The organism is Sporosarcina sp. SAFN-010, from assembly GCF_059415065.1.
Genome location: NZ_JBPFDS010000009.1, coordinates 1 through 24,803 on the forward strand (window position 1 = coordinate 1; position 24,803 = coordinate 24,803).

The window sequence follows — 24,803 nt, forward strand, 5'->3', positions numbered from 1 at the left end:
CACGCTCCGTTCAGTTAGTATGTTCTCTCTATCCAAACACGCTCATTGGATTGTGTCCACTTTCTATACTATCTTCAAAAGTGCTCATAAACCCAAGAAAATGCTCATAACCAAAACTAAAAAAACTGCGTACTCATCAGTTATGACGAGTACGCAGTTTTTATATACAAAATTAATGAATCGTCCGGTAAACACCGACCACTTTTCCTAGAATCGAGACATTCTCAATAATTATAGGATCCATTGAAGAGTTTTCAGGCTGCAAACGGAAGAAGTCTTTTTCTTTAAAGAAGCGTTTCACAGTTGCTTCATCTTCTTCAGTCATCGCAACAACAATTTCTCCATTGTTCGCGTTATGTTGCTGTTTCACAACAACGTGATCACCATTTAAAATACCAGCCTCGATCATGCTATCTCCTACGATTTCCAACATGTACAAGTTATCCTCAGAAGTCCCAAACGTATCCGGGATAGGAAAGTATTCTTCGATATTTTCAATCGCAGTGATAGGAATCCCAGCAGTAACTTTTCCGACTAATGGAACATGAACAACGCCAGTTTTTAACTCGTCCATTCCATGTTGGTCCAAAATTTCGATTGCACGTGGTTTAGTCGGGTCACGTCTGATGAGACCTTTACTTTCTAGTCTCGCCAGATGGCCATGAACAGTTGAGCTGGAAGCAAGTCCTACAGCTTCACCAATTTCCCGTACGGAAGGTGGGTACCCCTTTTTTTGAACTTCATCTTTAATGAAAGTCAGGATATCCTCCTGTCTTTTGGAGATCTTTTTCAATATGTTCACCTCTTCACTTTTTTTGCAGCGGACGTTGCTCTGCGAAGTGTTTCTATGAAAATAGTATAACAGGTGTTCGTACACATAGCAAACAAAGGTTCTAATTTTTAGTGTTGACATACAAACCCTTGTTCGTATACAATGAAAATATAGAACCGAACGTACATTCTGGAAGGGGAAATCATTCATGACACTTATCCGAAAAAACAAAAATCTAGTAGTAGCTTTCGCACTGTTTGCAGTATTATCATTCGTCCTTATTCATAAACTTTCTGTTCCTCAAGATATTATAGAAGTGACAATCCTGGAAGGCGATACGCTTTCGCAGCTAGCCGAACGCTATGCAGGTGAAGTTCCTACTGACCGTTGGATTCGAGAGGTGGCGACACTGAATAATTTAACTGATTCTGCTATTATTGCAGGTGAAGATCTCAAGTTGCCATCTTATCTTGAGTCGGAGGTTGACGATACTCGACTCGTCCTTGCAGAGGAGGGGGAATAATGGGGAATAGAGGCAATTGCGTCTTGTATTGTAGAGTTAGTACTGAAAAAGATACGCAGGAGCTATCACTCTCCCGCCAATACGAAGAACTGACAACGTTGGCGGAATCGTTGGATTTTAACATAGCTGCATCATTTACTGACAAACACAGTGGATACGAATTGGATCGGGAGGGGCTATTGGATCTTCTTGATTATATCAAGGAAGGTTCTGTTAATGCTGTCCTAATCCAAGATGAAACAAGACTTGGTAGAGGAAATGCGCGTGTCGCTGTTTTGCACTTGCTTGCGAAAACAAATACATCCGTTTTTACCAATCACGACAATGGTCCATTAGAATTGAACGAGATGGACTCCATGCTTCTTGAAATTCTAGCCATAGTAGAGGAATATCAGAGAAAGTTACATAACGCTAAAATTAGAAGAGGGATGAAACGTGCCGTTGAGGCAGGGTATCGACCAGAACGTAATCTGAGCAACCAAGGTAATGCGGAAGGTAGAGAAAGAGTTGAGGCGCCGGTTCAAGAAATTGTGTCTTTACGAGATAAAGGACTGACATTTGAAGAGATTACATCTGTCCTCAAAGGACTCGGACATAACGTCAGCAAAGCGACGGTTCATAGACGATATCAAGAATATACTGCGGAGCAAGAAGGCTAATTGTTTGCACTTCCTTTCATTTTTGTTTACGTTCTTATTGACGAAGTCGAACTGGAGGGAACATTATGCTGGAAGAAAATAAGATTAAACGTATTAATGAACTTGCAAAAAAAGCAAAAACATCAGGTCTTTCCATCGAAGAAGCGAAAGAGCAATCCCAGTTGCGTAGTGAGTATTTGAAAACTTTCCGTTCAACAATGAGAGATACGATCGAAAATGTTAAAGTAGTGGATCCTGATGGAAATGACGTAACACCTGAAAAAGTGAAAGATGCTCAAAATAAGAAATTTTTAAATTAAGTATCCACATATCTTTCTGACCGCAGTTTGTATTCCTGCGGTTTTTTCATTACAATGGATGAGGAATCTAGTTAAAATAAGAGAATGTGAAAGGGTGTAATTACCGATGACCAACACTATTGATCAACTGGCGATTAATACGATCCGGACGTTGTCGATCGACGCAATCGAAAAAGCAAATTCTGGCCATCCCGGCCTTCCTATGGGTGCTGCGCCAATGGCTTATGTACTCTGGACACAGCACATGCACCATAATCCAACAAATCCTTCTTGGTTTAACCGGGATCGCTTTGTATTATCGGCTGGTCATGGCTCGATGTTGCTCTATAGCATGCTCCATTTAAGTGGATATGATCTTCCAATGGAAGAACTGAAAAACTTCCGTCAGTGGGGATCTAAAACACCGGGGCATCCTGAATACGGTCATACTGCTGGAGTTGAAGCGACTACAGGACCTCTTGGACAAGGTATCGGAATGGCTGTCGGAATGGCAATGGCTGAAAAACACCTTGCTTCCACATATAATAAACCAGGTTTTAATGTAGTTGATCATTACACATATGCACTTTGTGGTGATGGAGACTTAATGGAAGGTGTTGCGGCTGAAGCTATTTCACTCGCAGGTCACCTTGAATTGGATAAGCTAATTGTTCTCTACGACAGCAATGACATTTCTCTAGATGGTGAATTGGATATGTCTTTCACAGAGAAGATTCAAAATCGATTTGAGTCATATGGATGGAATTACATTCACGTCGGTGATGGCAATGACACAGCACATTTGTCTAAAGCAATTGAACAAGCGAAACAAAATACAGGTGGTCCAACACTAATCGAAGTGAAAACTGTCATTGGATATGGCTCCCCTAACAAATCAGGTAAATCGGATGCTCATGGCGCACCTCTTGGTGAAGATGAGATGAAATTGACAAAAGAATCCTATAAATGGACATTTGAAGAGGACTTCCATGTCCCACAAGAAGTCTATGAAATGTTCAAAGCTTCTATACAGAAGCTTGGTGTGGACAGTGAGTCCGAATGGAACAAATTATTCGGCGCTTATGAGAAGGAACATGGGGAACTAGCTGCACAACTGAAAAGTGCTATTGATGGAACAGATAAAGCTGCAGTCGAAGCCCAATTGCCTGTTTATGAAGCTGGGAAATCTGTTGCAACACGTTCAGCTTCAGGAGATTCAATCAATGCAATCGCGAAGGCTCTTCCGTCATTCTTTGGTGGTAGTGCAGACCTAGCTGGTTCTAACAAAACTGCAATCAAAGGAGCAGGAGACTTCCTTCCAGGTAGTTTTGAGGGTCGCAATATCTGGTTTGGTGTGCGTGAATTCGCAATGGGTGCTGCTTTGAACGGAATGACACTACACGGTGGCCTGAATGTATTTGGCGGAACGTTCTTCGTCTTTAGTGACTATGTCCGCCCTGCAGTCCGTCTATCTGCGTTAATGGGCATTCCTGTAACCTATGTATTTACTCATGACAGCATCGCTGTTGGTGAAGATGGTCCTACACACGAACCAGTTGAGCACCTAGCTTCACTTCGTGCTATGCCTGGCTTGTCGGTGATCCGTCCTGCTGACGGTAACGAAACATCAGCTGCATGGAATTTAGCTGTCACTTCAACGAACAAACCGACAGTCCTTGTATTGTCACGTCAAAACTTACCCGTACTTGAGAAGTCAGGCGAACTGGCATCCGAAGGAGTTAGTAAAGGTGCTTATACCGTTTCCCCTTCGAAAGCAGATCAGCCTGCTGCAATCTTGATCGCGACAGGGTCAGAAGTTAGCCTAGCTGTCGAAGCACAAGCGAAACTGAATGAGAAGGGAATCGATGTTGCGGTCGTCTCAATGCCTTCTTGGGATCGGTTTGAAGAACAAGACGCAGCTTATAAAGAGCAAGTGCTTCCAAAAGCTGTGACTGCGCGTTTATCTCTCGAAATGGGATCATCTCTCGGATGGCATAAATATGTCGGAAACGACGGTGATGTCCTTGCTATCGACACATTCGGTGCAAGTGCCCCAGGTGAAATTGTTATGAAAGAATACGGATTCAGTGTTGAAAACGTTGTATCAAAAGTAGTCACAATGGTAGGCAAATAATTTATAAATGATAAAAGCAGGGGCGGATTTAGCCTCTGCTTTTGTTTTTTATAACGCTTTAGATCTTGATGAAGTGTAACTCTTCATAGATTTCGGTTGTATATCTAACTATTTTGACATTTCGACATAAATAGTGATGTTCTATTCCGCGAACTGACAGCCTTTGCGAAACACCTCCTGTACGATAATGTAAAGGAGTGGTCATACATGCGAACATATGGAATTTATAAAATCAAAGAAATGTACCAGACATTTGTCCTTGGACGTGAAAGACTGCTATATGATTTATTAAAAGAAGATGGTCGAGAGAATCATTTACAGGAAGTTCGATATTTATGCGATCGATTAGAAATCAGCAATGTCGAACAGGCGATTATGAGCGAACTCGGAAAGAATTTTCATACAGTAGAAGTAGGAGATATGAAATATACATTGACCCATCCATTGAAAGGCACGATAGATATCGGATTTTCCTCCCATGCATTACATGCAGCTTGTCACGGTTCACGAATGCTTGATTTAGATTTGTTTGTAGCACTTTCTAGTGTGGAAGACCGCTACTTTGCAATTATGGATGAAGCAGGCGAGTGGGGGTGGCTGAAGCCCGTGCGTTATACGTCTTCTCCGCTAGAACCCCAATACGTATTCGTTTGATCTAAAGTCTTTTATGAAATATTAGTTAAATTGCAGTCGTGTGGCATAAGAAAACAGGATTCTGATAACTGAGACGTTGCGTACTGGGGTTCGGATGCTGTATAATCCTTCTTGGTGGAAACACTTGGACTATTGCAGTAGGGGAGGTAGTACGTATGACTATTTGGTGGATCGTTGGAATTATTGTTGCACTTGCAGCAGGAGTTGCTCTTGGTTTCTTCTTAGCTCGTCAATATATGATGAAGTATTTGAAAGATAACCCACCGATTAATGAAGATATGCTTCGAATGATGATGATGCAGATGGGGCAGAAACCTTCTCAAAAGAAAATTAATCAAATGATGGCTCAAATGTCTAAGGCGTCTGAAAAAGACTCTAAGAAAAAGAAATAAAAACGTTAATATAATAGGTTTTTATGACTTTCATGAATAAAACAAACAACACCCCGTTCAATAATATTGAACGGGTTTTTTAATTTAAATAACCATATTTTCTTAAGAAACGTTTAACTGTTGCTTCATACTCTTCTGGATTTTCGTTAAAAGATCTAGCATGCGCACCTTTTGGAAAAAGTTTTATAGACTTTCCGCCATTTTTTTGCTCATACAATTCCTCGGTCATGTTCGGTAGGATGAAATCATCTTCCAAACTATGAATGAAAAGCATAGGGTGTGCAACTTGAGCGATGACTTGTTTTGGAGAAACTAGAGAAGTTGTATAGCCATCGCGGATTTTCAAAAAGATATTAGCAATTCGAATGACCTTAGGCGTGCGAAGTGGCGTGGTCGTTTTCAATATATGAAATACCTGATCCGTAAAATCTGAAAAAGGGCAATCTGCTACATAAAAATCCGCTTCTTCTGGATAAGTCCCCGCTGTCAAAATCATCGTTGCTGCTCCCATGGATTCGCCATGAATTCCGAGTAATGCACGCCGACCAATACGTTCACGAACTGCCTGGATTATTGCGCGTAGGTCCATTTTTTCATAGAAACCAAAACTGGTCGTTTTTCCACCAGACTCTCCATGCCGACGATGATCGTATACGACAGAGTTAAATCCGAGACGTTCGAACATACGGGCAAATTTCATTGAATTTATTTTGTTCTCTGTGACACCGTGGCAAATAATCACTGTTCTTGTAGTATCGAGCGGTCTTAGATAGATTGCATGCAACAAATAACCATTAGGCGATTGAATGCGCATTGTCGTTTTCGGAACGGTTTCATACCAGTGCGCATCGAATCGCCGAGCGATGGATTCTCGTTTTAAAACAACCTCGGCATCTTTTATTTTAAGAAACATTAACCGATTGGTAGCTAGGATGCCAAATGTTGTTACCAGAGCAGTCGCCATGAAAGTGATACCACCTGTAATTGCAAGCAGACGCTTTCTCAATAATTTCAGCTCCTTAGATCCTTCCGTTTTCATACAAACGGTACATGCCACTCTCGATAGGCCGTGACACATGTGGAGCAATTTTTTCAACTGCTTCACACACTTGTTTTACATCGATGCCTGTAGAGATTTCTAGCGAATCGAGCATGTTCACCACATCTTCGGTCGCAACATTTCCAGTGGCGCCATCAGCGAATGGACATCCGCCAAGGCCGCCAGCTGCCGAATCGAATCGATCAATGCCTGCTTGCAAGGATGCAAAAATGTTTGCGAGTGCCATTTTTCTAGTGTCATGGAAATGAGCAGTTAGCAGTACCGAAGGAAATGACTGTCGAAGGCGTGTGAAAAGTTCATAGCTCTCTACAGGATTGGCCATACCAATAGTATCAGCAACGCTAAGCTCATCTACACCTAGCGCGACAAACTGTCTGCAGAGTTCAATACAATCATCCACTTCAATTTTCCCTTCGTATGGACAATAAAACGCAGTAGAAATACAAGCGCGAACAAAAACACCTTCATCTTTTAGCTTAAGTATTACCGGAGCAAGCGCCTCTACACTCTCAGCGGTCGTACGGTTAATATTTTTTTGATTGAATGTATTACTCACACCTACAAAAATCGCGATACTTTTAGCACTGGCTTCTTGGGCAAGTGCGACTCCTTTCGCATTGGGTGCAAGGACAATCGAGCGTTCCACTAAATCAGCCTTATCCATAATTTCTGGGGCGTCACTCATTTGTGGTACCCATTTAGGGGACACGAACGAGGTGAGCTCCATTTCAGTTACGCCTGATTTTTTTAATAGACGGATAAATTCTAGCTTTACATCTGTTTCAACTTGGTTCTTCTCATTTTGCAGACCATCACGAGGTCCGACCTCGATAATTGTCACTTTTTTTGGTAAACTAAACATACAATCCCTCCTACAGCCTATTCTAACGGACTGTAGCAGATGCAGGCAATTCATATGTGGGAATGTTCTGTATTTCAAAAAGGGAAAAGTCTCATAAACACAAATAGGGGGAATCACAATGTCAGAACAAATCGTAATTGCGAGTGCTGTTAGAACACCAATCGGCTCATTTTTAGGAGCATTGAAAAATGTGAGCGCAACAGAACTCGGTGCTCTTGTCATCAAAGAGGCTTTAAATCGTGCAGGACTATCAGGGGCAGATGTGGATGAAGTCATTATGGGGAATGTACTTCAAGCGGGTCTCGGACAAAATCCGGCTCGTCAGGCATCGATGAAAGCAGGGCTTCCTGAACAGGTATCAGCGATGACGATCAATAAAGTATGTGGCTCTGGATTAAAAGCGGTCCAACTTGCGCGACAAGCGATTTTATCAGGTGACGCAGAAGTAATCGTTGCTGGTGGTATGGAAAGTATGAGTCAGGCACCTTATGTGCTGAAGAATGCCCGTGAAGGATTTAAAATGGGTGACCAAACAATGGTAGATACTATGATTTCTGATGGTCTTTGGTGTGCATTCAACGATTATCATATGGGCGTTACGGCTGAAAATCTGTGCGATCGCTATGGTTTGTCTCGTGAAGAACAAGACGAATTCGCTGCCGATTCTCAGAGAAAAGCTTCCGCAGCGCGCACAGCTGGTAGGTTTGCTGATGAAATAGTTCCCGTTGAAATTCCTGTTCGTAAAGGTGAACCCATCCTATTTAAGGAAGACGAATATATTAAAGAAGGTACGACTGCGGAGAAACTGTCCAAACTTCGACCTGCATTTAAAAAGGATGGCAGTGTGACAGCTGGAAACGCATCCGGATTGAATGATGGAGCTGCGGCATTAGTCATCATGTCTAAATCGAAGGCGGATGCACTTGGTATCACACCGCTAGCAACCATTACTGCGAATGCAAATGCGGGAGTAGATCCAGCAGTTATGGGAATCGGCCCTGTACAAGCGGTTACAAATGTGTTGAAACGATCGAACCTCAAGTTAGATGATATGGATTTGATTGAAGCAAACGAAGCATTTGCAGCCCAATCACTTGCAGTCGATCGGGAATTGAAATTTGATGCTGAAAAACTGAATGTCAACGGTGGTGCAATTGCACTTGGTCACCCGATTGGGGCAAGTGGTGCACGAATACTTGTCACATTGTTGCATGAAATGAAACGGCGTGACGCAAAACGTGGATTAGCTACACTTTGTATTGGTGGCGGACAAGGTGTCGCGACCATTGTCGAGCGTCCGTAAGTAGAAAAGAGGAGAACGAGCCATGGCGAAAAAAAGAAATCAACAACCTTCAGTAAACAAACCTAAAGATGATGGAGCACTCCGACTAGCAGATGTATTAGGAGAGGATGTTCTTTCTAAACTAAAAGAAGCGAAGCAAGAACTTTCGCAAGCGGAAGCAAAAGCGGAAGAAGCTAGGATGGAACAGGCGTTAAAAGATAAAAAAGAGCGGGAAGCGAATAAGAGTTTCGCTGAATTGCTAGACGAATACGATGGGAAAACACGTAAATACTAACGAACAAAACCGCATGTGTTTCTTACGTGCGGTTTTGTCCATAAAGGAAGGAAAGATGAAATGATTATTCGTGATGTCATCATTCGAAAGTTGGAAATGACGATGAAGAATCCATTTTCAACAAGCTTCGGAACGATGCAAACCCGACAATTTCTCGTAATTGAAGTGGTCGACGAAAAGGGGAATAAAGGCTATGGGGAAGGTGTAGCATTTTCCATTCCTTGGTATACAGAAGAGACGACAGAAACCTCCTTACATATGATCCAAGACTTTTTAGTACCGTTGCTAAAAGGAAAGACAATCCAACATCCTGATGAAGTGAATGAAATTTTTAAATCGATTCGAAAAAACAATATGGCAAAAGCTGCAGTTGAATGTGCAGTGTGGGACTGCTGGGCAAAACGACAAGGCATTACGTTAACAGAAGCGATAGGCGGTAAGAAAGAAAAAATTGACGTAGGAATCAGCATCGGACTTCAAACGGATTTCGAAGCACTTGGTGAACGGATTGAACAGAGTTTGGAATCAGGTTTTAAACGAATTAAAGTGAAAATCAAACCCGGGAGTGATTTAAAGTTGCTCTCAGAAATCCGTGAACGCTTTCCAGAAGTTCCACTCATGGCGGATGCCAATTCCGCATACACACTAGATGATTTGGAGCTACTAAAACAACTCGATCAGTTCAACTTAACGATGATCGAACAGCCACTCGCAACCGATGACATCGTTGATCATGCAACATTACAACAGCAAATCCAAACACCTATTTGTTTAGACGAAAGCATCCTTTCCGCTGAGGATGCGCGAAAAGCCATTCAGCTTGGTAGCTGTCGTGTCATTAATATTAAAATAGGTCGTGTTGGAGGGATGACAGAAGCTAAAAGAATCCATGACGTGTGCCAGGAAGCGGGAATCCCAGTCTGGTGTGGTGGTATGTTGGAAGCTGGAATTGGACGAGCACACAATATTGCACTTACCACATTGTCGAATTTCACCTTTCCTGGAGATACAGCAGGTTCTGCTTCATATTGGGAGCGCGATATTATTACACCTGAAGTCACGGTGGAAGATGGAACGATTACCGTATCTGAAATTAATGGAATGGGATATGAAGTGGACATGAACGAAATTGAGCGTCATACCATCCAACGTATCGATATTCATTTTTAAAAGAAATACACATAGTTTTTCTGTTTTTGTCCATACTGTCTGTAAACAGATATGGAGGAGAGACAAATGAAGAAATTTTGGATGGTTTTTGCTGCTTGTTTGCTGATGTTATCGCTTGCTGCATGTGGGAAAAAAGATAAAGAAGTGGAGAATCAAACGAACGACACTGGAGTCGTGGAGAATGAAAACGATACAACGACAGACATGGACGGAACTGAAGATGATACCACTAACGATAATGCGACAAACGATCAAACGGTCGAGAACGCCGATGATATTGCAGACGCTGTCTCAACCCTAGAAGAAGTCGATCATGCAAATGTTCTTAAGATGAACAACAGTGCATATGTTGGTGTGACTCTTAAAGAGGGAACTACCTCTTCTAAAGAATTAGATGACAAAATTGCTGACAAAGCCAAAGAAGTAGGAGCAGACACTGACAAAGTATATGTATCCACAAACCCTGATTCTGCAAAGCAAATTGATGAATATAGCGACAAAATTCGCGATGGTGAACCTGTGGAAGGATTCTTCGATGAAGTCGGAGATGCAATGAAGCGAATGTTCCCTGATGCTCATTAATTTATAAAACAAAACCCGACACTTTGAGTGTCGGGTTTTATTTTATGTTAACCTATTTTTACAGATAATGGAGAAAGTTCTGTTACCCATTGAAGCGTATCTTCTTCATCACCTAATTGTATTTTCGTTAATGTATCATATAATTTCTTGGAAAGAGCACCTGTCTTACCGTCATTGACGGTCATGATTTTACCATTCCAGTTCAATTCGCCAACTGGAGAAATTACAGCTGCAGTACCCGTACCGAAAACTTCTTCCAATTTTCCTGATGCATGAGCTTCAGCCAATTCTTCCATTGAAATTTTACGTTCTGTCACAGGAGTTCCCCAATGAGCGAGAAGCTCGATAATGGATTTACGTGTAATTCCTTCAAGGATGCTTCCATTAATGGCGGGAGTGATAACTTCACCGTCGATTTTAAAGAAAATATTCATACTGCCGACTTCTTCGACATACTTTCGCTCAACTCCATCGAGCCACATTACTTGTGAGTAGCCTTGTGCACTTGCAGTTTCTTGTGCTTTCAATGCAGAAGCGTAGTTACCGGCTGTCTTAGCACCACCGGTCCCACCTTTGACAGCACGGACAAATTCATTTTCAACTAAGATTTTGACGGGATGGATACCTTCTTCATAGTAAGATCCTACTGGAGACAGGATGATGTAAAACTGATAAGTAGTAGCTGGAGCAACTCCTAAGAATGCTTCAGTTGCAATCACGAATGGACGAATGTAAAGGGAATTACCTTCTAACTTAGGAACCCATTCTTCTTCTACTCTCAATAATTCAAGAAGTCCTTCAATCGCTTTTTCTTCGTCCACCTGAGGCATACATAGTCTATCTAAAGAACGATTGAGCCGTTTGAAATTCTCTTCTGGACGGAACAAACGAATTGAATCATCTTTTGCACGATAAGCTTTCAACCCTTCGAATACGGTCTGACCATAGTGGAACACGATAGCCGCGGGATCGAGTGATATCGGTGCATAAGGGACGATACGATGGTTTTGCCAACCAATCCCTTTTACATAATCTGCAATGAACATATGGTCAGTGAAATGTCGACCAAATACAAGATTCTCTTCGTTCGGTTTTTCTTTACGGGAATCGGTAAGGTTGAATTCAATCTTAGATGTCGTCATGGCTTATTTCCCCTTTTCAATTAAAAGTCACTTGCAATTGATATATCGAATACTGCCATTATACGCCATTCTCTCGAAAATGAAAGAATAGTTCGTATATTACTTTTGTTACAATTTTGAAAACGATTACAGATTCCTTGGTTTGATGAATGTTGTTGACCGTTGTACACTGTTAGAGTAAAAAAGGAGGGAACACGGTGGAGCAAATCATTATTATTGGATCCGGAATTTTAGGTTCATCTACAGCATACGAACTTGCAAAACGCGGTGCCTCTGTTACTGTGATCGATCGAAATAATCATGGAAGTGCAACTAAAGCAGCTGCTGGGATCATTTGTCCGTGGTTATCACAGCGCAGAAATCAGGACTGGTACAAACTTGTCCGAAATGGTGCTAAGCATTATAAAACACTAATTACAGAACTCGAAGCGCTCGGTGAGTCTGAAACAGGTTATCGTCAAGTAGGTGCGATCAGCTTGTTTGCGGATGATTCTAAACTTGAAAAAGCATACGAACGTGCGCTTACAAGAAGAGAGCAAGCGCCTGAAATCGGTGATATTGAAAAGCTGACTGAAGCACAAACTAAGCAGTATTATCCTCCGATTGCTGAAGGATTTCAATCGATATACTTATCTGGGGCTGCGCGAGTCGATGGACGCCAACTTCAACAAGCCCTGATACGTGCTGCGAAGCATTATGGTGCAGTTTTTCTGGAGGGGAGTGCAACACTTCACAAAGACGAAGAAAAAAATATTCAAGTAGTATGCGAAAATAAATTCTACGACGCAGACAAAATTATTTTAACTACGGGTGCGTGGACTCCGGATTTGAGCTCACTAAACGTTCGTCTAAACGTTCGCGGTCAGAAAGCTCAAATTGTCCATATGGATCCACTGGATGAGAACAGTTTGAACTGGCCAGTTGTGATACCACCAGGTGACCAATATTTACTATCTCTCGATGATGGGCGAGTGATTGCGGGGGCGACACATGAAGACGAAGATGTTTATCAACCATCTATTACAGTTGGTGGGGTTCAAGAAGTGTTAACCAAAGCATTGGACGTAGCGCCAGGATTAGTGAATGCAGAATTATTGGAAGTACGGACTGGCGTACGGCCATTTACTCCTGGATTTCTTCCGGTCATTGGTTCGTTACCAAACCATCCCTCAATTTTCGTAGCAAACGGACTAGGGGCATCTGGACTTACCGCAGGACCATTTTTAGGTAAATTGCTAGCTCAGCGAATTTCAGGCGATCCGGTAGATATTGATCTAGCGCCCTACTCAGTAGAGCAAGCAATTGAACTTTTATAAAAGAATCCGCTTACATTTTTCCTATTTTAGAATAGGTCTTGTTTTCTTGTTTAAGCATGCTATACTAAAGTCAAAATCGAATACATTCACTCATATAATAGCGGAAATATGGTCCGCAAGTTTCTACCGGTTTGCCGTAAACAAACTGACTATGAGGGCAACGGACTTGAGGGAATCTGAAGAATGACTACAGATTCTCGCTTGTTTCCATCTGGTGAATTTTAAGCCGTGATGACCTTTGCTCCACTCATAGATATGAATGGATGCGCGGGTCATACGGCTTTTTTGTATGTCCGCCATATCATTGAGGAGGAAATGCAATGCAACTGTTAAAGGATAAGATTATGAAAGAAGGAAACGTGTTACCGGGAGATGTCTTAAAAGTCGATTCCTTTTTGAATCACCAAATCGATGCAGAACTCATGCAAGCTGTTGGAAACGAGTTTGCGGAGAAATTTGCAGATGCAGGCATCACGAAGATTTTAACATTAGAGTCATCAGGTATTGCCCCTTCAGTTATGGCGGCTCTTCAGCTAAAAGTTCCTGTAGTGTTCGCACGAAAGCGGAAATCATTGACTCAAAACAGCAATCTTTATAGCGCTTCTGTTTACTCATACACAAAACAAGAATCGAACGAAATATCGGTATCGGAAGCACACCTAGGTTCAGAAGATACCTTGCTGATTATCGATGACTTTCTTGCAAATGGACAAGCGGTCTTAGGCTTGTTGGAAATTGCAAAACAAGCAGGCGCAAAAACTGCTGGAATTGGAATTGTAATTGAAAAAGGATTCCAACCTGGAGGCGCAATGTTACGAGAAAAAGGACTCCGTGTAGAATCACTTGCAATTATCGAATCACTTGAAAACCTACAAATCACCTTCAAGGAGGCTGTCGAACAATGAAAACGACGCTTCTAGGAATCCAACATCTGTTAGCCATGTATGCAGGTGCAGTTCTAGTACCGCTCATAGTGGGTGGTGCGATTGGACTGACATCTCTGCAGTTAACGTATCTAGTTTCTGTTGATATTTTAATGTGTGGTGTCGCAACGCTTCTACAGATTATGACAAATCGATATTTTGGTATTGGACTTCCTGTTGTGCTCGGATGTACGTTCACAGCTGTCGGACCGATGATTTCCATCGGATCTTCTTACGGATTATCAGCAATCTACGGTGCAGTTATTGCGTCAGGTTTGATCATCGTAGTCATCAGCGGATTCTTTGGTAAACTGGTCAAGTTTTTCCCACCAGTCGTTACAGGTTCAGTTGTGACAATTATCGGAATCACACTAATCCCAGTTGCGATTAATAACATGGGTGGTGGACAAGGTGCTGCTGATTTTGGATCAATTACGAATATCCTTTTGTCATTCGGGACGCTTGCATTCATCGTCCTCGTCTATCGCTTTTCTACAGGGTTTTTACAAGCGATTGCGATTTTAATCGGATTGGTTGGGGGAACTATTGCTGCGATGTTCATGGGAGTGGTAGATTTCACTGCTGTGGGAGAAGCATCCATTTTTCACATCGCTCAGCCGTTCTTCATTGCCACTCCAACATTCCATTGGCAGCCGATATTAATCATGACAATTGTTGCTATGGTATCTCTCGTGGAGTCAACAGGAGTCTATTTTGCACTCGGGGATATTTGTGAGAAAGATATTAAATCAAAGGATCTTGAAAAAGGATATCGTTCAGAGGGCCTTGCATCTGTACTTGGGGGAATTTTCAATGCGTTTCCATATACAACTTTCTCTCAAAACGTCGGGCTGATTCAGATGTCTGGTGTGAAATCTAGAAAAGTCTTATTCGTTACGGCTTGTATGCTGATTGGACTCGGCTTCATGCCGAAAGTCGCTGCGCTTGCTACTGTTATTCCTAACGCTGTATTAGGAGGAGCAATGGTTGCGATGTTCGGAATGGTCGTATCACAAGGGATCAAAATGCTCAGCACTGTTGTTGTTAAATCACAAGACAATGCAATGATTGTTGCGTGTTCAGTCGGAATAGGGCTTGGTGTATCCGTTGTACCGGAATTGTTCGCAAAACTTCCTGAAGGTGTACAACTCCTTACAAGTAACGGAATCGTAGCAGGGAGCATAACGGCGATTACGCTAAATATTATCTTTAATATGCTACCTAGTCGAAAGCGTAAAGAAGCAGTTGTGTTAACTGAACAAGAAGCATAAAAAAGAGTGGGGGCTAGTTTCTAGCTCCCCACTCTTTTTTGATTCATTATCCGAGTCAAATTCGATGTTGGTTGTATTTGTGTAACTCAAGAAGATTAGTCAGCGCATCAAGTGTTACATCACTCACTGGTGTCTCATAAGCGTGAACAGAGTCCATCAACTGGTCGTGTGTGCGTGCTCCAACCAATGTAGTCGCGACAGCATCTTCCTGAAGACAAAAGTGAATCGCAGCCGCATGAAGATTTGTCGCATTTGCTGTCAAATTATGTACAGCCTCACTTAGTGCAGGTTGCTTATAATTAACAAACGAGTCAGACTGCGTCGCCCGTTGCTCACCCTCAACTGTCAGAAGACCTTTCGCTAATGTCCCTCTCACGATGACAGAAGCATTGTGTTCTTCGATCATTGAAAACCATTCTTCAGGACGCCGATCGAGCATATTGTATTGCATCATCACAGAAACAGCGCTACTGTTCTTCAGAAATCGTTGAATGACATTCGGGCGGATTGATGAGATCCCATATTGGCGGATTATACCCTCGTCTTTTAAGCGTTCAAACGCTTCAATCACTTCTTCAGCATTATCATCCATAGTTCCCCCGTGTAACTGATACAGATCGATATAATCCGTACTAAGTCTTCTAAGACTCTCTTTGACACCTTCCATGATGTGTTCTTTTGAAGCATCCCAATGCCATGTTTTTCCGTCTTGGTTCATCTTATTCCCAACCTTTGTGGCTAGGATGATGTCACCTCTGCGATTGTGGATCGCATGTCCGACAACTTCTTCATTTGCACCACCTTCATACAAATCTGCAGTATCAAAGAATGTGATGCCTGCATCTAATGCGGCAGCCACGATATCGTCTACTTCGTTGCGATTAGTGGGTAGTGACATGCATCCTAGACCCAGCTCTGAAACAGCTAGACCACTTTTACCAAGTTCTCTTGTCTTCATCCAAACACCTCCATTACCCCCATGGTATACTGGACGAAACAAGAAGGAAAGTGGGGAACCTTATGAAGAAATTTGAAGAACGAACATTGTCTAGTGAGACTCTATATACGGGCAAGATTATTGAACTACGTGTAGACGAAGTTGAACTGCCTGACGGCAAACGTGCACAGCGAGAGCTGATCAAACACCCCGGAGCAGTTGCGATTATCGCCATTACAGAACAAGGAGAACTCATTCTAGTTGAACAATTCAGGAAAGCTCTTGAACGGTCAATCATTGAAATTCCTGCTGGTAAAATAGAACCGGGAGAAGATCCTGAAAAAACTGCAATCCGTGAGCTTGAAGAAGAAACAGGCTACCGAGCGAACGAATTTACATATATCCAGTCTTTTGCAACTTCTCCGGGATTTGCAGATGAAATCATTCATCTCTATTTAGCGAGATCATTGGAAAAAGTGGATAACCCTGCAGCAGGCGATGAGGACGAGTTCATCAACCTTCTGGAGTGTACGATTGAAGAAGCAGAGGGAATGATGAAAGATGGAAGGATCTATGATGCGAAAACAGCCTTTGCTGTGCTCTATATAAAAGAACTCCTGAAAAATTGAACTAATTATAGCCGGACAAGCATAGAGTAGTACAAACTATTCGGAGGTGCTTGTCTATGGTTCGTTCGTTATCGTTTTTGCAGTTGTTTGTAATTCTCGCCGTAGGTTACATAGGTGGCGTGTTACTCTATCGAGGTATTCCGGATGCTGATTTCTCATTTTTAGTTCAGCTTTATGATAGTCGTGCGGCACAAAACAGCTCCACCTCTTTACTGATTCAACTAGCAACTGTTCTTTCTTTTTACGTAGTGGCGATGATTTTGTCATTATCTAAGAGAACTAGGTGGTTCGTAATGCTAGTCGGGGCGCTGAAGGCGGCTTTATTTGGACTCGCTTCTGCGCATATTCTTGCGGGTGGAGTGAATATGCTCGCTTACTCAGGATGGTGGTTCCCATTTAAATTACTAGGAACGTTTCTTGTTTTATTATTCTGTTGGACCCTTTCACCACCATTTTTCACTCGCAAATCGGTCAAACGTTCTAACAATACCAAACTTCCCCTTATGATTGTTTGTGCAGGATTGGTGCTTTTCTTCGCAGATAAAGCTGTTTACAATCTCTTAGGAGGTTAAAAGCGCTATAGGGCGGTTTCCTTTCTATTGTCATAACGAATGACGATTTGCTATAATAGAATCATTCTTGAGGGGGGCGTCCTATGGAAAGCCGAATTGAACGCATAAAAAAACAATTACATGGGGCCAGCTATAAATTGACGCCTCAACGGGAAGCTACAGTCATGGTGCTTCTGGAAAACGAGGCAGACCATTTAAGCGCAGAAGATGTGTTTCTCCTTGTTAAAGAAAAAGCCCCAGAAATTGGTCTAGCTACTGTTTACAGAACACTAGAATTGTTAACTGAATTGAAAGTCGTAAACAAAATTAATTTTGGAGATGGCGTTGCGCGCTATGATTTACGTAAAGAAGGCGCTGCAAGATTCCACCATCATCTAATATGTATTGAATGCGGAGCAGTCGATGAAATTCAAGAAGATCTTCTCGGTGAGGTAGAAAAAGTCGTTGAAAAACGATTTGGATTTACAGTCAAAGATCATTGGCTCACCTTCCACGGAATTTGCAAACGTTGCAAATCTGAAGGAGATACAAAGGGAAAGTGAGAGGGGGCGGCAGCATGCTGTCCTCTTTTAACGTTTATGTTGGAAAGGGAGGGAAGGAGTCTGTGTCTGCAGCATAGTGCTGTTTTAACAGATATCCGCAGCATATGACGGACTTGCAATTCGCTCTGCAAGATTACTTGCACTTTTTAAAAGTCGAGCGGCAGCTAGCAGATAATACGATCTCTTCTTACAAACGTGACTTAACCGCATATACGAGCTGGCTAGGCACTAATATAGAACCATCAGACACAATCGACCAACAACAAATAACAAGCTACTTATTTCAGTTGAAAGAACAAGGGAAATCTTCAAGAACAATTTCAAGACACATCTCATCCATCCGTTCCTTTCATCAGTTTATGCTAAGGGACAAAGTTACAGACACGGATCCAACGGTTCACTTGGAGTTACCTAAACTGGAAAAGAAATTACCGCGGGTTCTTTCCGTATCTGATATAGACAAGCTCATTAAGGTGGTCGGCACCCTGACACCTCAACGTATTAGGGACACCGCCATCCTTGAATTGTTATACGGAACAGGAATGAGGGTAAGTGAACTAATAGGGATGAATGCAGAAGATATCAATTTGACGATGGGATTTGTTCGCGTTTTCGGTAAAGGAAGTAAGGAACGAATAATACCTTTAGGCAACACAGCAGTGAAAGCGTGTACAAGCTATCTTGAAGACGTAAGACCGGAGTTCGTTTCTTCTATATCAGGGAAAGATGCGCTCTTCTTGAATACCAGAGGAGGACGCTTAACACGTCAAAGCATTTGGAGTCTTTTACAAGAGGTCTCCAAAAATGCGGGATTGACTCAAAAGTTAACGCCACACATGTTGCGCCACTCGTTTGCAACACATCTTGTTGAAAACGGAGCTGATCTAAGGGCTGTACAGGAAATGCTCGGCCATGCTGATATTTCAACGACCCAAATTTACACGCATGTCAGTCGAACACGACTAAAAGACGTATATAGTCAGTTCCATCCAAGGGCATAATCATATTATTTTAGGAGGCAATTCAATTGAGTACACAATCATTTAAAAGAATTCACTTAATCGTTCTAGATTCAGTCGGGATTGGTGAAGCTCCGGACGCCCATTTGTTTGGGGATGAAGGCGCCGACACACTCGGTCATATTGGGGAACATATGGAAAACGGTCTACATATGCCAAACTTAGCACGAATGGGTTTGTCTAATATTAAAAAAATTCAAGGCATTCCTGAAGAACAGTCACCTATCGGATTATACGGTAAAATGCAAGAAGCTTCTGTTGGTAAAGATACGATGACAGGACATTGGGAAATGATGGGTCTTAATATAGATCAACCTTTTAAAGTATATCCAAATGGATTTCCCTCTGAACTAATTGAAGAACTGGAAAAACGAACGGGTCGAAAAGTCATTTGTAACGAACCGGCAAGTGGTACTGCAGTTATTGAAGAGTACGGAAAAGAGCATATGGAAACTGGAGCGCTTATTGTTTATACATCTGCGGATCCAGTCCTTCAAATTGCTGCACATGAAGAAATCATACCGATTGAAGAGCAATATCGTATTTGTGAAATAGCTCGTGAACTTACACTAGAGCCAGAATTTCTAGTCGGTCGTGTCATCGCAAGACCGTTCATCGGGGAGCCGGGAAGCTTTGCCCGTACTACAAATCGTCATGATTATGCGCTTAAACCGTTTTCTCCTACCGTCATGAATGCATTACAAGATAGTGGACGAGATGTAGTAGCTGTAGGGAAAATTTCGGACATCTTTAATAATGAAGGCGTCACAAAAGCTGTCCGTACAAAGAGCAATATGGATGGTGTGGATAAGTTACTCATTGAGATGGACACAGATTTTGAAGGGTTAAGTTTTACAAACCTTGTTGACTTCGACGCGCTGTTCGGTCACCGTCGTGATCCTGAAGGCTACGGACTTGCATTGCAAGAATTTGATGCGCGGATGCCTGAAATAATGAGTCGTTTGAAACCAGATGATTTATTGATCATCACTGCAGATCACGGAAACGATCCAATTCATGAAGGTACGGATCATACACGAGAGTTTGTTCCATTGCTTGTATATTCACCTCGTTTTACAAGTGGGGGCACTCTTCCGCTTCGGAACACGTTTGCAGATATCGGGGCAACGATTGCAGAGAATTTTGAAGCAACAGCACCTGAATTCGGTGAGAGCTTTTTACAATCACTAAACGAAAAGGTACGGTGATAAAATGAGAATGGTCGATGTAATTCAGAAAAAAAGAGATGGCGAGAATTTGTCAGAAGAAGAAATTCGTTTCTTCGTAAATGGATATACGGACGGCTCGATCAGTGATTATCAAGCGAGCGCATTTCTAATGGCGATTTATTTTTCTGATATGGACGCAGAGGAGCAAGGCTATTTAACGATGGCTATGGTGAATTCAGGCGACCAAATCGATTTGTCAGCAATTGAGGGGATTAAAGTCGATAAACATTCTACAGGGGGCGTTGGTGATACAACGACGCTAATTCTTGCGCCACTTGTAGCCGCGTGCGGAGTACCTGTTGCGAAAATGAGTGGAAGAGGACTTGGGCACACTGGAGGGACTCTCGATAAGTTAGAAGCAATCGAAGGATTTCATGTGGAAATAACGGAAGAACAGTTCGTGAAACAAGTGAACGATTTGAAGTTAGCGGTTATTGGACAAAGCGGTAATTTGACACCAGCCGATAAAAAGCTATACGCATTACGGGATGTTACAGCAACTGTAGACAGCATTCCGCTCATCGCAAGCTCCATTATGAGTAAAAAGATTGCAGCGGGTGCGGATGCGATTGTGTTGGATGTGAAAACTGGTGACGGTGCGTTCATGAAAACTCCTGAAGATGCAGAGGCACTTGCCGAATCGATGGTAGCGATCGGTAGAGAAGTAGGTCGTAATACGATGGCGGTTATTTCAGATATGAGTCAGCCATTGGGATATGCAATTGGAAATTCATTAGAAGTAAAAGAAGCTATTGATACGCTAAACGGTAATGGACCGGAAGATTTAACGGAATTGTGTCTTGTACTTGGAAGTAAAATGTTAATTGCAGGCGGAAAAGCGAAAGATACAAAAGATGCTCGAAATCAGCTGAATCAGGTCATTAAAGATGGCTCTGCACTGGAGCTATTCGCTAAGTTTCTTGAAGCGCAAGGCGGTAATCCAGCCATTGTGAAAAATCCTGAACTTTTGCCGAAAGCTTCTTATCAAATTGAAGTGAAATCGACAACTACTGGATTTATAACAAAGATGGAAGCGGATGAAATCGGCGTTGCAGCTATGCTGCTTGGTGCTGGTAGAGCAACGAAAGAAGACGATATCGACTTGGCAGTCGGCATCGTCTTGAAGAAAAAAATAGGGGATGCTGTTAAATCTGGGGAGACGATTGCCGTCATCCACTCGAATACAGAAAACATCTTGCAGACCGAAAGTTTGTTACTTAAGCATATTCACATTTCACAACATGCACCAAAGCGTCCTAAACTGATTCATAAAGTCATGAAATAAGATAAATCATAGGTCAGAAAAGCACCATTCACGATTGTCGTGAATGGTGCTTTTTTTATTGTTGAAAAAAGAATAGTTGTCTAAAGACTGTCAATTTTGGACAGGTTGTATGTAAGTTCTGTTGTCGTTTCATGTAACGTGAACACTAGTTTTGACTAGTTTTGTCACGAAGAAGGGTTCCGCTTTCTCGCTGTTGAATAGTTGGCGAGAAGGAGGGGTTGACGATGACAGATATAGCAATTACAAAAAATGGCATCATAGTTGTGACGTTACGCGGAGAATTAGGAAATCATGAAGCCAATCGCATTCGAACACAAATTTCATCGGAAATCTTTAGTGGAAAAGTACATGGGGTAATTTGGGATCTGACAAATCTTGGTTTTATGGATAGTTCAGGGATTGGGTTGATTTTAGGGAGAATGCGAGATCTTGCACCGCAAAATGGAGAGACGCTCATACTAAATCCCTCAGCTACTATGGAGAAGATTTTTCAATTCTCAGGACTTGGCACAGTGGTGAGGCATTGCAACGTAGAAAAAGCTATAGGTGAAATCGGAGGGGTTTTACATGAACAATGAGATGACATTGTCATTTGTCGCAATCGAAGAAAACGAAGCGTTAGCTAGAATGACGATGACGTGTTTCATAACACCTTTAGATCCGACGATTGAAGAGTTGTCCGAATTTAAAACAATTGTTTCTGAAGCTGTGACCAATGCAATTATTCATGGCTATGACTGCGATGGAAAAAGAAAAGTGACCATTCATGGGAAAATTGAAGACAGTAAAGTGACGATGACAGTTTCGGATGAAGGAAATGGTATTTTCGACGTGGATCAGGCAATGGAACCGATGTTCACTACAAAGCCATTATTAGAAAGATCTGGGATGGGCTTTACAATCATGGAAAGCTTTGCGGACAATTTGTCAGTTGAATCCGCAATTGGACAAGGGACTGTCGTGCGGTTTGAAAAAACATTTTCTCCGGTCACGGAAAAAAGCAGAATGAGGTGACCTATGGAAATGTCTGTTGAAAAAAACGGAGCACTTCTATCCCAAGAGGAAATGCGCATGCTGATTCAACAGTCCCAAGCAGGCGATAAGGAATCCCGCAGACGCATGGTGGAAGGGAATACACGCCTCGTCTGGTCAATTGTTCAGCGGTTCGCTTCGCGTGGTGCAGACTTGGAGGATCTGTTTCAAATCGGCTGTATCGGTCTTATGAAATCGATTGATAAATTTGATTTATCATATGAAGTAAAGTTTTCAACGTATGCAGTGCCAATGATAGTAGGGGAAATACAACGATTTCTACGAGATGATGGAATGGTGAAAGTGAGCCGCTCCATTCGTGAACTCAGTTTTAAAATCAGACATGCGACAGACAGTTATGTGAAGGAGCATGGAACTTCACCTTCCATTTCTGAGCTCGCAAAAACACTCGAAGTCACAATAGATGAGATTATTTTAGCATCTGATGCTCTGAGAGACCCAGCATCTTTACATGAGCAACTGTACGACAGTGATGGAGATAGTTTGACACTGATGGATCAGCTCAAAGATGATCGATCTACCCGACTATTTGACCATATTCCTTTGCGAGATGTTGTTTCGAAACTAAACAAACGAGATCAGACAATTATTTACATGCGATATTATTTAGATTGCACTCAAAGTGACATTGCCGAAAGAATTGGGATTTCTCAAGTTCAAGTGTCACGATTAGAAAAGAAAATTTTAGCCCAGCTGAAAACATGGATGGGTGCAACCGCAGAAGAAACGTTGGATAAAGCGAGGGCTGATCGATAAATGAATTCATTATTTACATCTAAGACTGAAGCACAAGCGTGGTTTGTCGATAAGTTTGGAACTGGAGAAACGTATGATGCCGTAACACGGGAAATTCATTTGTGGGAAATGCCTGTTCTTCTTCTATACATCAATGGTCTTGTTGATGGGCAGACGATTACAACGTTATTAACTGAAATGCAAGATGCAGATAGAGGAAGTGAAGCTTCTCACCATTCAGGTGAGAAGCTGCTTTCCTACTTCCCATATCACGCAGTAGAGCAACCGAAGAGTCGGGACGAGTTTTTAACATCACTTTTGAGTGGACTTGCAGGGTTCGTTTCTGATGATGGTTTCACATTCCTTATCGACATTAGAAGTTATCCAGGTAGACAACCAGAAGAGCCTGATAATGAAAAAGTAATAAGAGGGTCCCGAGACGGGTTCACAGAGAACATTCTTCAAAATACAACTTTGATAAGAAGAAGATTACGTACACCTGAACTTCGATTCGAAATGCATAAAGTTTCTGCAGTAGGAAAAACAGATGTTGCTATTTCCTATATCAAAGGAGCTGCCAATGAAGATATATTAGAAGGTATTCGTAAAAGAATGGATGAAATTGAAACAGATGGGCTAACGATGACGGATAAGTCATTGGAAGAATTTCTATTCAAGCAGAGGTTTAATCCGATGCCATTTGTTCGATACACGGAACGACCTGACATTTGTGCAGCTCACCTCTTAGAAGGACATATTGCTCTTGTTGTCGATACATCTCCATCTGCTATCCTCGTGCCGACCACAATTTTTGATCATATGCAACATGCAGAAGAATACAGACAGGCTCCCTTTATAGGGACGTTCGTTCGTATGATTCGCATGGTAGGTGCAATTTTCAGTCTTCTAATGCTTCCCTTTTGGTATTTACTTGCAACAAAAACTCAACACATTCCTCAGTTTTTGCATTACATTGGTCCGGATGATCCCGGGGCTGTTCCATTATTCGTCCAGTTATTACTTGCAGACCTAGGAATAGAAGTGCTGAGGATGGCGGCCATTCATACACCTACTCCGATGACGACTGCCATGGGGCTAGTTGCTGCAATCGTCATTGGACAAGTGGCAATTGATGTTGGCCTATTTACTCCCGAAGTGGTTCTATATGTAGCAGTTAGTGCTATTTTAACATTTGCGATCCCTTCTTATGAATTGAGTATTACAACTAAGATTTTCAGGATTGCCTTGCTTATTGCTGTTGCTGTAGCAGGAGCACCAGGGTTTTTCATTATGCTGGCGGTACTGTTCTACTACCTGAGTTCTATGAAGCCGCTAAATGTTCCGTACTTATGGCCAGCGTTGCCATTTTTCCCGAAAGCGATGCTACGCGTAATCCTCCGTCAGCCGATGACAGCGGATATGCCAAGACCTTTTATTACGCACTCTCCTAAGCGTAATCGTATGCCGTAAACAATTGCCTCACCCTA

The 24,803-nt window shown here is 42.1% G+C and carries 28 protein-coding genes and 1 riboswitch; of the genes, 23 read left to right on the forward strand and 5 right to left on the reverse strand.

Annotation, left to right across the window (positions count from 1 at the left end; all coding sequences use genetic code 11):
- Window positions 1-172: 172 nt before the first annotated feature.
- Window positions 173-793: a transcriptional repressor LexA gene (lexA, locus tag ACR65F_RS11160; RefSeq protein ID WP_440504448.1), complete on the reverse strand. Its 621-nt coding sequence runs from the start codon at window positions 791-793 to the stop codon at window positions 173-175.
- 187 nt (window positions 794-980) lie between these two features.
- Between lexA and yneA the strand changes: the two genes are divergently transcribed.
- The 6 genes from yneA to ACR65F_RS11190 all read left to right on the forward strand — a co-directional run bounded on the left by yneA (window position 981) and on the right by ACR65F_RS11190 (window position 5,412).
- Window positions 981-1,295, forward strand: coding sequence for a cell division suppressor protein YneA (gene yneA, locus ACR65F_RS11165; protein WP_052245724.1), 315 nt, complete (start codon window positions 981-983; stop codon window positions 1,293-1,295).
- Window positions 1,295-1,954 (forward strand): YneB family resolvase-like protein, encoded by a 660-nt coding sequence (locus tag ACR65F_RS11170; RefSeq protein ID WP_440504449.1) that lies wholly within the window; start codon window positions 1,295-1,297, stop codon window positions 1,952-1,954. The genes yneA and ACR65F_RS11170 overlap by 1 nt, the downstream gene beginning before the upstream one ends.
- Window positions 1,955-2,019: 65 nt before the next feature.
- The gene (locus ACR65F_RS11175; RefSeq protein WP_039041660.1) at window positions 2,020-2,253 is read left to right on the forward strand and encodes a DUF896 domain-containing protein; all 234 of its coding nucleotides are present in this window, start codon (window positions 2,020-2,022) and stop codon (window positions 2,251-2,253) included.
- A 106-nt stretch (window positions 2,254-2,359) separates the two neighbouring features.
- Window positions 2,360-4,366: a transketolase gene (tkt, locus tag ACR65F_RS11180; RefSeq protein WP_440504450.1), complete on the forward strand. Its 2,007-nt coding sequence runs from the start codon at window positions 2,360-2,362 to the stop codon at window positions 4,364-4,366.
- 207 nt (window positions 4,367-4,573) lie between these two features.
- Entirely contained in the window at window positions 4,574-5,020 is a 447-nt protein-coding gene (gene sirA / locus ACR65F_RS11185; RefSeq protein ID WP_440504451.1) for a sporulation inhibitor of replication protein SirA, read from the forward strand.
- Between the two features lie 155 nt (window positions 5,021-5,175).
- Window positions 5,176-5,412: a YneF family protein gene (locus ACR65F_RS11190; protein WP_025784961.1), complete on the forward strand. Its 237-nt coding sequence runs from the start codon at window positions 5,176-5,178 to the stop codon at window positions 5,410-5,412.
- Window positions 5,413-5,491: 79 nt separating this feature from the next.
- Here ACR65F_RS11190 and ACR65F_RS11195 read toward each other — a convergent pair whose 3' ends face one another.
- Both ACR65F_RS11195 and ACR65F_RS11200 read right to left on the reverse strand, forming a co-directional pair.
- Complete coding sequence (locus tag ACR65F_RS11195) at window positions 5,492-6,418, reverse strand: alpha/beta hydrolase (protein ID WP_039041663.1); 927 nt, start codon at window positions 6,416-6,418, stop codon at window positions 5,492-5,494.
- A gap of 13 nt (window positions 6,419-6,431) precedes the next feature.
- Entirely contained in the window at window positions 6,432-7,334 is a 903-nt protein-coding gene (locus ACR65F_RS11200) for a hydroxymethylglutaryl-CoA lyase (RefSeq protein WP_440504452.1), read from the reverse strand.
- Between the two features lie 118 nt (window positions 7,335-7,452).
- Here ACR65F_RS11200 and ACR65F_RS11205 point away from each other — a divergent pair, with 118 nt between their 5' ends.
- The 4 genes from ACR65F_RS11205 to ACR65F_RS11220 all read left to right on the forward strand — a co-directional run bounded on the left by ACR65F_RS11205 (window position 7,453) and on the right by ACR65F_RS11220 (window position 10,663).
- A complete protein-coding gene (locus ACR65F_RS11205) occupies window positions 7,453-8,637 on the forward strand; it encodes an acetyl-CoA C-acetyltransferase (protein WP_440504453.1) in 1,185 nt (394 codons plus the stop codon).
- A gap of 22 nt (window positions 8,638-8,659) precedes the next feature.
- Window positions 8,660-8,911, forward strand: a complete 252-nt coding sequence (locus ACR65F_RS11210; protein WP_039041656.1) for a YqkE family protein — start codon at window positions 8,660-8,662, stop codon at window positions 8,909-8,911.
- Between the two features lie 60 nt (window positions 8,912-8,971).
- Window positions 8,972-10,081, forward strand: a complete 1,110-nt coding sequence (gene menC / locus ACR65F_RS11215; RefSeq protein WP_440504454.1) for an o-succinylbenzoate synthase — start codon at window positions 8,972-8,974, stop codon at window positions 10,079-10,081.
- Between the two features lie 66 nt (window positions 10,082-10,147).
- A complete protein-coding gene (locus ACR65F_RS11220; RefSeq protein ID WP_185736923.1) occupies window positions 10,148-10,663 on the forward strand; it encodes a YhcN/YlaJ family sporulation lipoprotein in 516 nt (171 codons plus the stop codon).
- A gap of 47 nt (window positions 10,664-10,710) precedes the next feature.
- Here the strand turns inward: ACR65F_RS11220 and ACR65F_RS11225 are convergent, their stop codons facing one another.
- Entirely contained in the window at window positions 10,711-11,805 is a 1,095-nt protein-coding gene (locus ACR65F_RS11225; protein WP_440504455.1) for a branched-chain amino acid aminotransferase, read from the reverse strand.
- 197 nt (window positions 11,806-12,002) lie between these two features.
- On the opposite strand from ACR65F_RS11225, the gene ACR65F_RS11230 reads away from it, so the two are divergent.
- From ACR65F_RS11230 to ACR65F_RS11240, 3 genes are all read left to right on the forward strand, one after another.
- A complete protein-coding gene (locus ACR65F_RS11230) occupies window positions 12,003-13,121 on the forward strand; it encodes an NAD(P)/FAD-dependent oxidoreductase (protein ID WP_440504456.1) in 1,119 nt (372 codons plus the stop codon).
- Between the two features lie 70 nt (window positions 13,122-13,191).
- Window positions 13,192-13,293, forward strand: a riboswitch (purine riboswitch).
- 148 nt (window positions 13,294-13,441) lie between these two features.
- Entirely contained in the window at window positions 13,442-14,026 is a 585-nt protein-coding gene (locus tag ACR65F_RS11235) for a xanthine phosphoribosyltransferase (RefSeq protein WP_440504457.1), read from the forward strand.
- The gene (locus ACR65F_RS11240; protein ID WP_440504458.1) at window positions 14,023-15,315 is read left to right on the forward strand and encodes a nucleobase:cation symporter-2 family protein; all 1,293 of its coding nucleotides are present in this window, start codon (window positions 14,023-14,025) and stop codon (window positions 15,313-15,315) included. The genes ACR65F_RS11235 and ACR65F_RS11240 overlap by 4 nt, the downstream gene beginning before the upstream one ends.
- 55 nt (window positions 15,316-15,370) lie before the next feature.
- Here the strand turns inward: ACR65F_RS11240 and ACR65F_RS11245 are convergent, their stop codons facing one another.
- A complete protein-coding gene (locus ACR65F_RS11245; protein WP_440504459.1) occupies window positions 15,371-16,273 on the reverse strand; it encodes an aldo/keto reductase in 903 nt (300 codons plus the stop codon).
- Between the two features lie 62 nt (window positions 16,274-16,335).
- Here ACR65F_RS11245 and ACR65F_RS11250 point away from each other — a divergent pair, with 62 nt between their 5' ends.
- From ACR65F_RS11250 to ACR65F_RS11295, 10 genes are all read left to right on the forward strand, one after another.
- Complete coding sequence (locus tag ACR65F_RS11250) at window positions 16,336-16,881, forward strand: NUDIX hydrolase (RefSeq protein ID WP_440504460.1); 546 nt, start codon at window positions 16,336-16,338, stop codon at window positions 16,879-16,881.
- Window positions 16,882-16,937: 56 nt separating this feature from the next.
- Complete coding sequence (locus ACR65F_RS11255) at window positions 16,938-17,453, forward strand: hypothetical protein (RefSeq protein ID WP_039041816.1); 516 nt, start codon at window positions 16,938-16,940, stop codon at window positions 17,451-17,453.
- Window positions 17,454-17,536: 83 nt separating this feature from the next.
- Window positions 17,537-17,995 (forward strand): ferric iron uptake transcriptional regulator, encoded by a 459-nt coding sequence (gene fur / locus ACR65F_RS11260; protein ID WP_025784947.1) that lies wholly within the window; start codon window positions 17,537-17,539, stop codon window positions 17,993-17,995.
- 104 nt (window positions 17,996-18,099) lie between these two features.
- Window positions 18,100-18,996: a site-specific tyrosine recombinase XerD gene (xerD, locus tag ACR65F_RS11265; RefSeq protein WP_440504461.1), complete on the forward strand. Its 897-nt coding sequence runs from the start codon at window positions 18,100-18,102 to the stop codon at window positions 18,994-18,996.
- Window positions 18,997-19,022: 26 nt separating this feature from the next.
- Complete coding sequence (gene deoB / locus ACR65F_RS11270; RefSeq protein ID WP_039041814.1) at window positions 19,023-20,222, forward strand: phosphopentomutase; 1,200 nt, start codon at window positions 19,023-19,025, stop codon at window positions 20,220-20,222.
- Between the two features lie 4 nt (window positions 20,223-20,226).
- Window positions 20,227-21,528 carry a pyrimidine-nucleoside phosphorylase gene (locus ACR65F_RS11275; RefSeq protein ID WP_039041813.1) on the forward strand — a complete coding sequence of 434 codons (1,302 nt, stop codon included), beginning with the start codon at window positions 20,227-20,229 and terminating at the stop codon, window positions 21,526-21,528.
- Between the two features lie 224 nt (window positions 21,529-21,752).
- Window positions 21,753-22,106, forward strand: coding sequence for an anti-sigma factor antagonist (locus tag ACR65F_RS11280; RefSeq protein ID WP_039041812.1), 354 nt, complete (start codon window positions 21,753-21,755; stop codon window positions 22,104-22,106).
- Window positions 22,096-22,542: an anti-sigma F factor gene (gene spoIIAB / locus ACR65F_RS11285; protein WP_039041811.1), complete on the forward strand. Its 447-nt coding sequence runs from the start codon at window positions 22,096-22,098 to the stop codon at window positions 22,540-22,542. The genes ACR65F_RS11280 and spoIIAB overlap by 11 nt, the downstream gene beginning before the upstream one ends.
- A 3-nt stretch (window positions 22,543-22,545) precedes the next feature.
- Entirely contained in the window at window positions 22,546-23,337 is a 792-nt protein-coding gene (locus tag ACR65F_RS11290; RefSeq protein ID WP_025784941.1) for a SigF/SigG family RNA polymerase sporulation sigma factor, read from the forward strand.
- Window positions 23,338-24,786 carry a spore germination protein gene (locus ACR65F_RS11295; RefSeq protein ID WP_440504462.1) on the forward strand — a complete coding sequence of 483 codons (1,449 nt, stop codon included), beginning with the start codon at window positions 23,338-23,340 and terminating at the stop codon, window positions 24,784-24,786.
- Window positions 24,787-24,803: the final 17 nt, after the last annotated feature.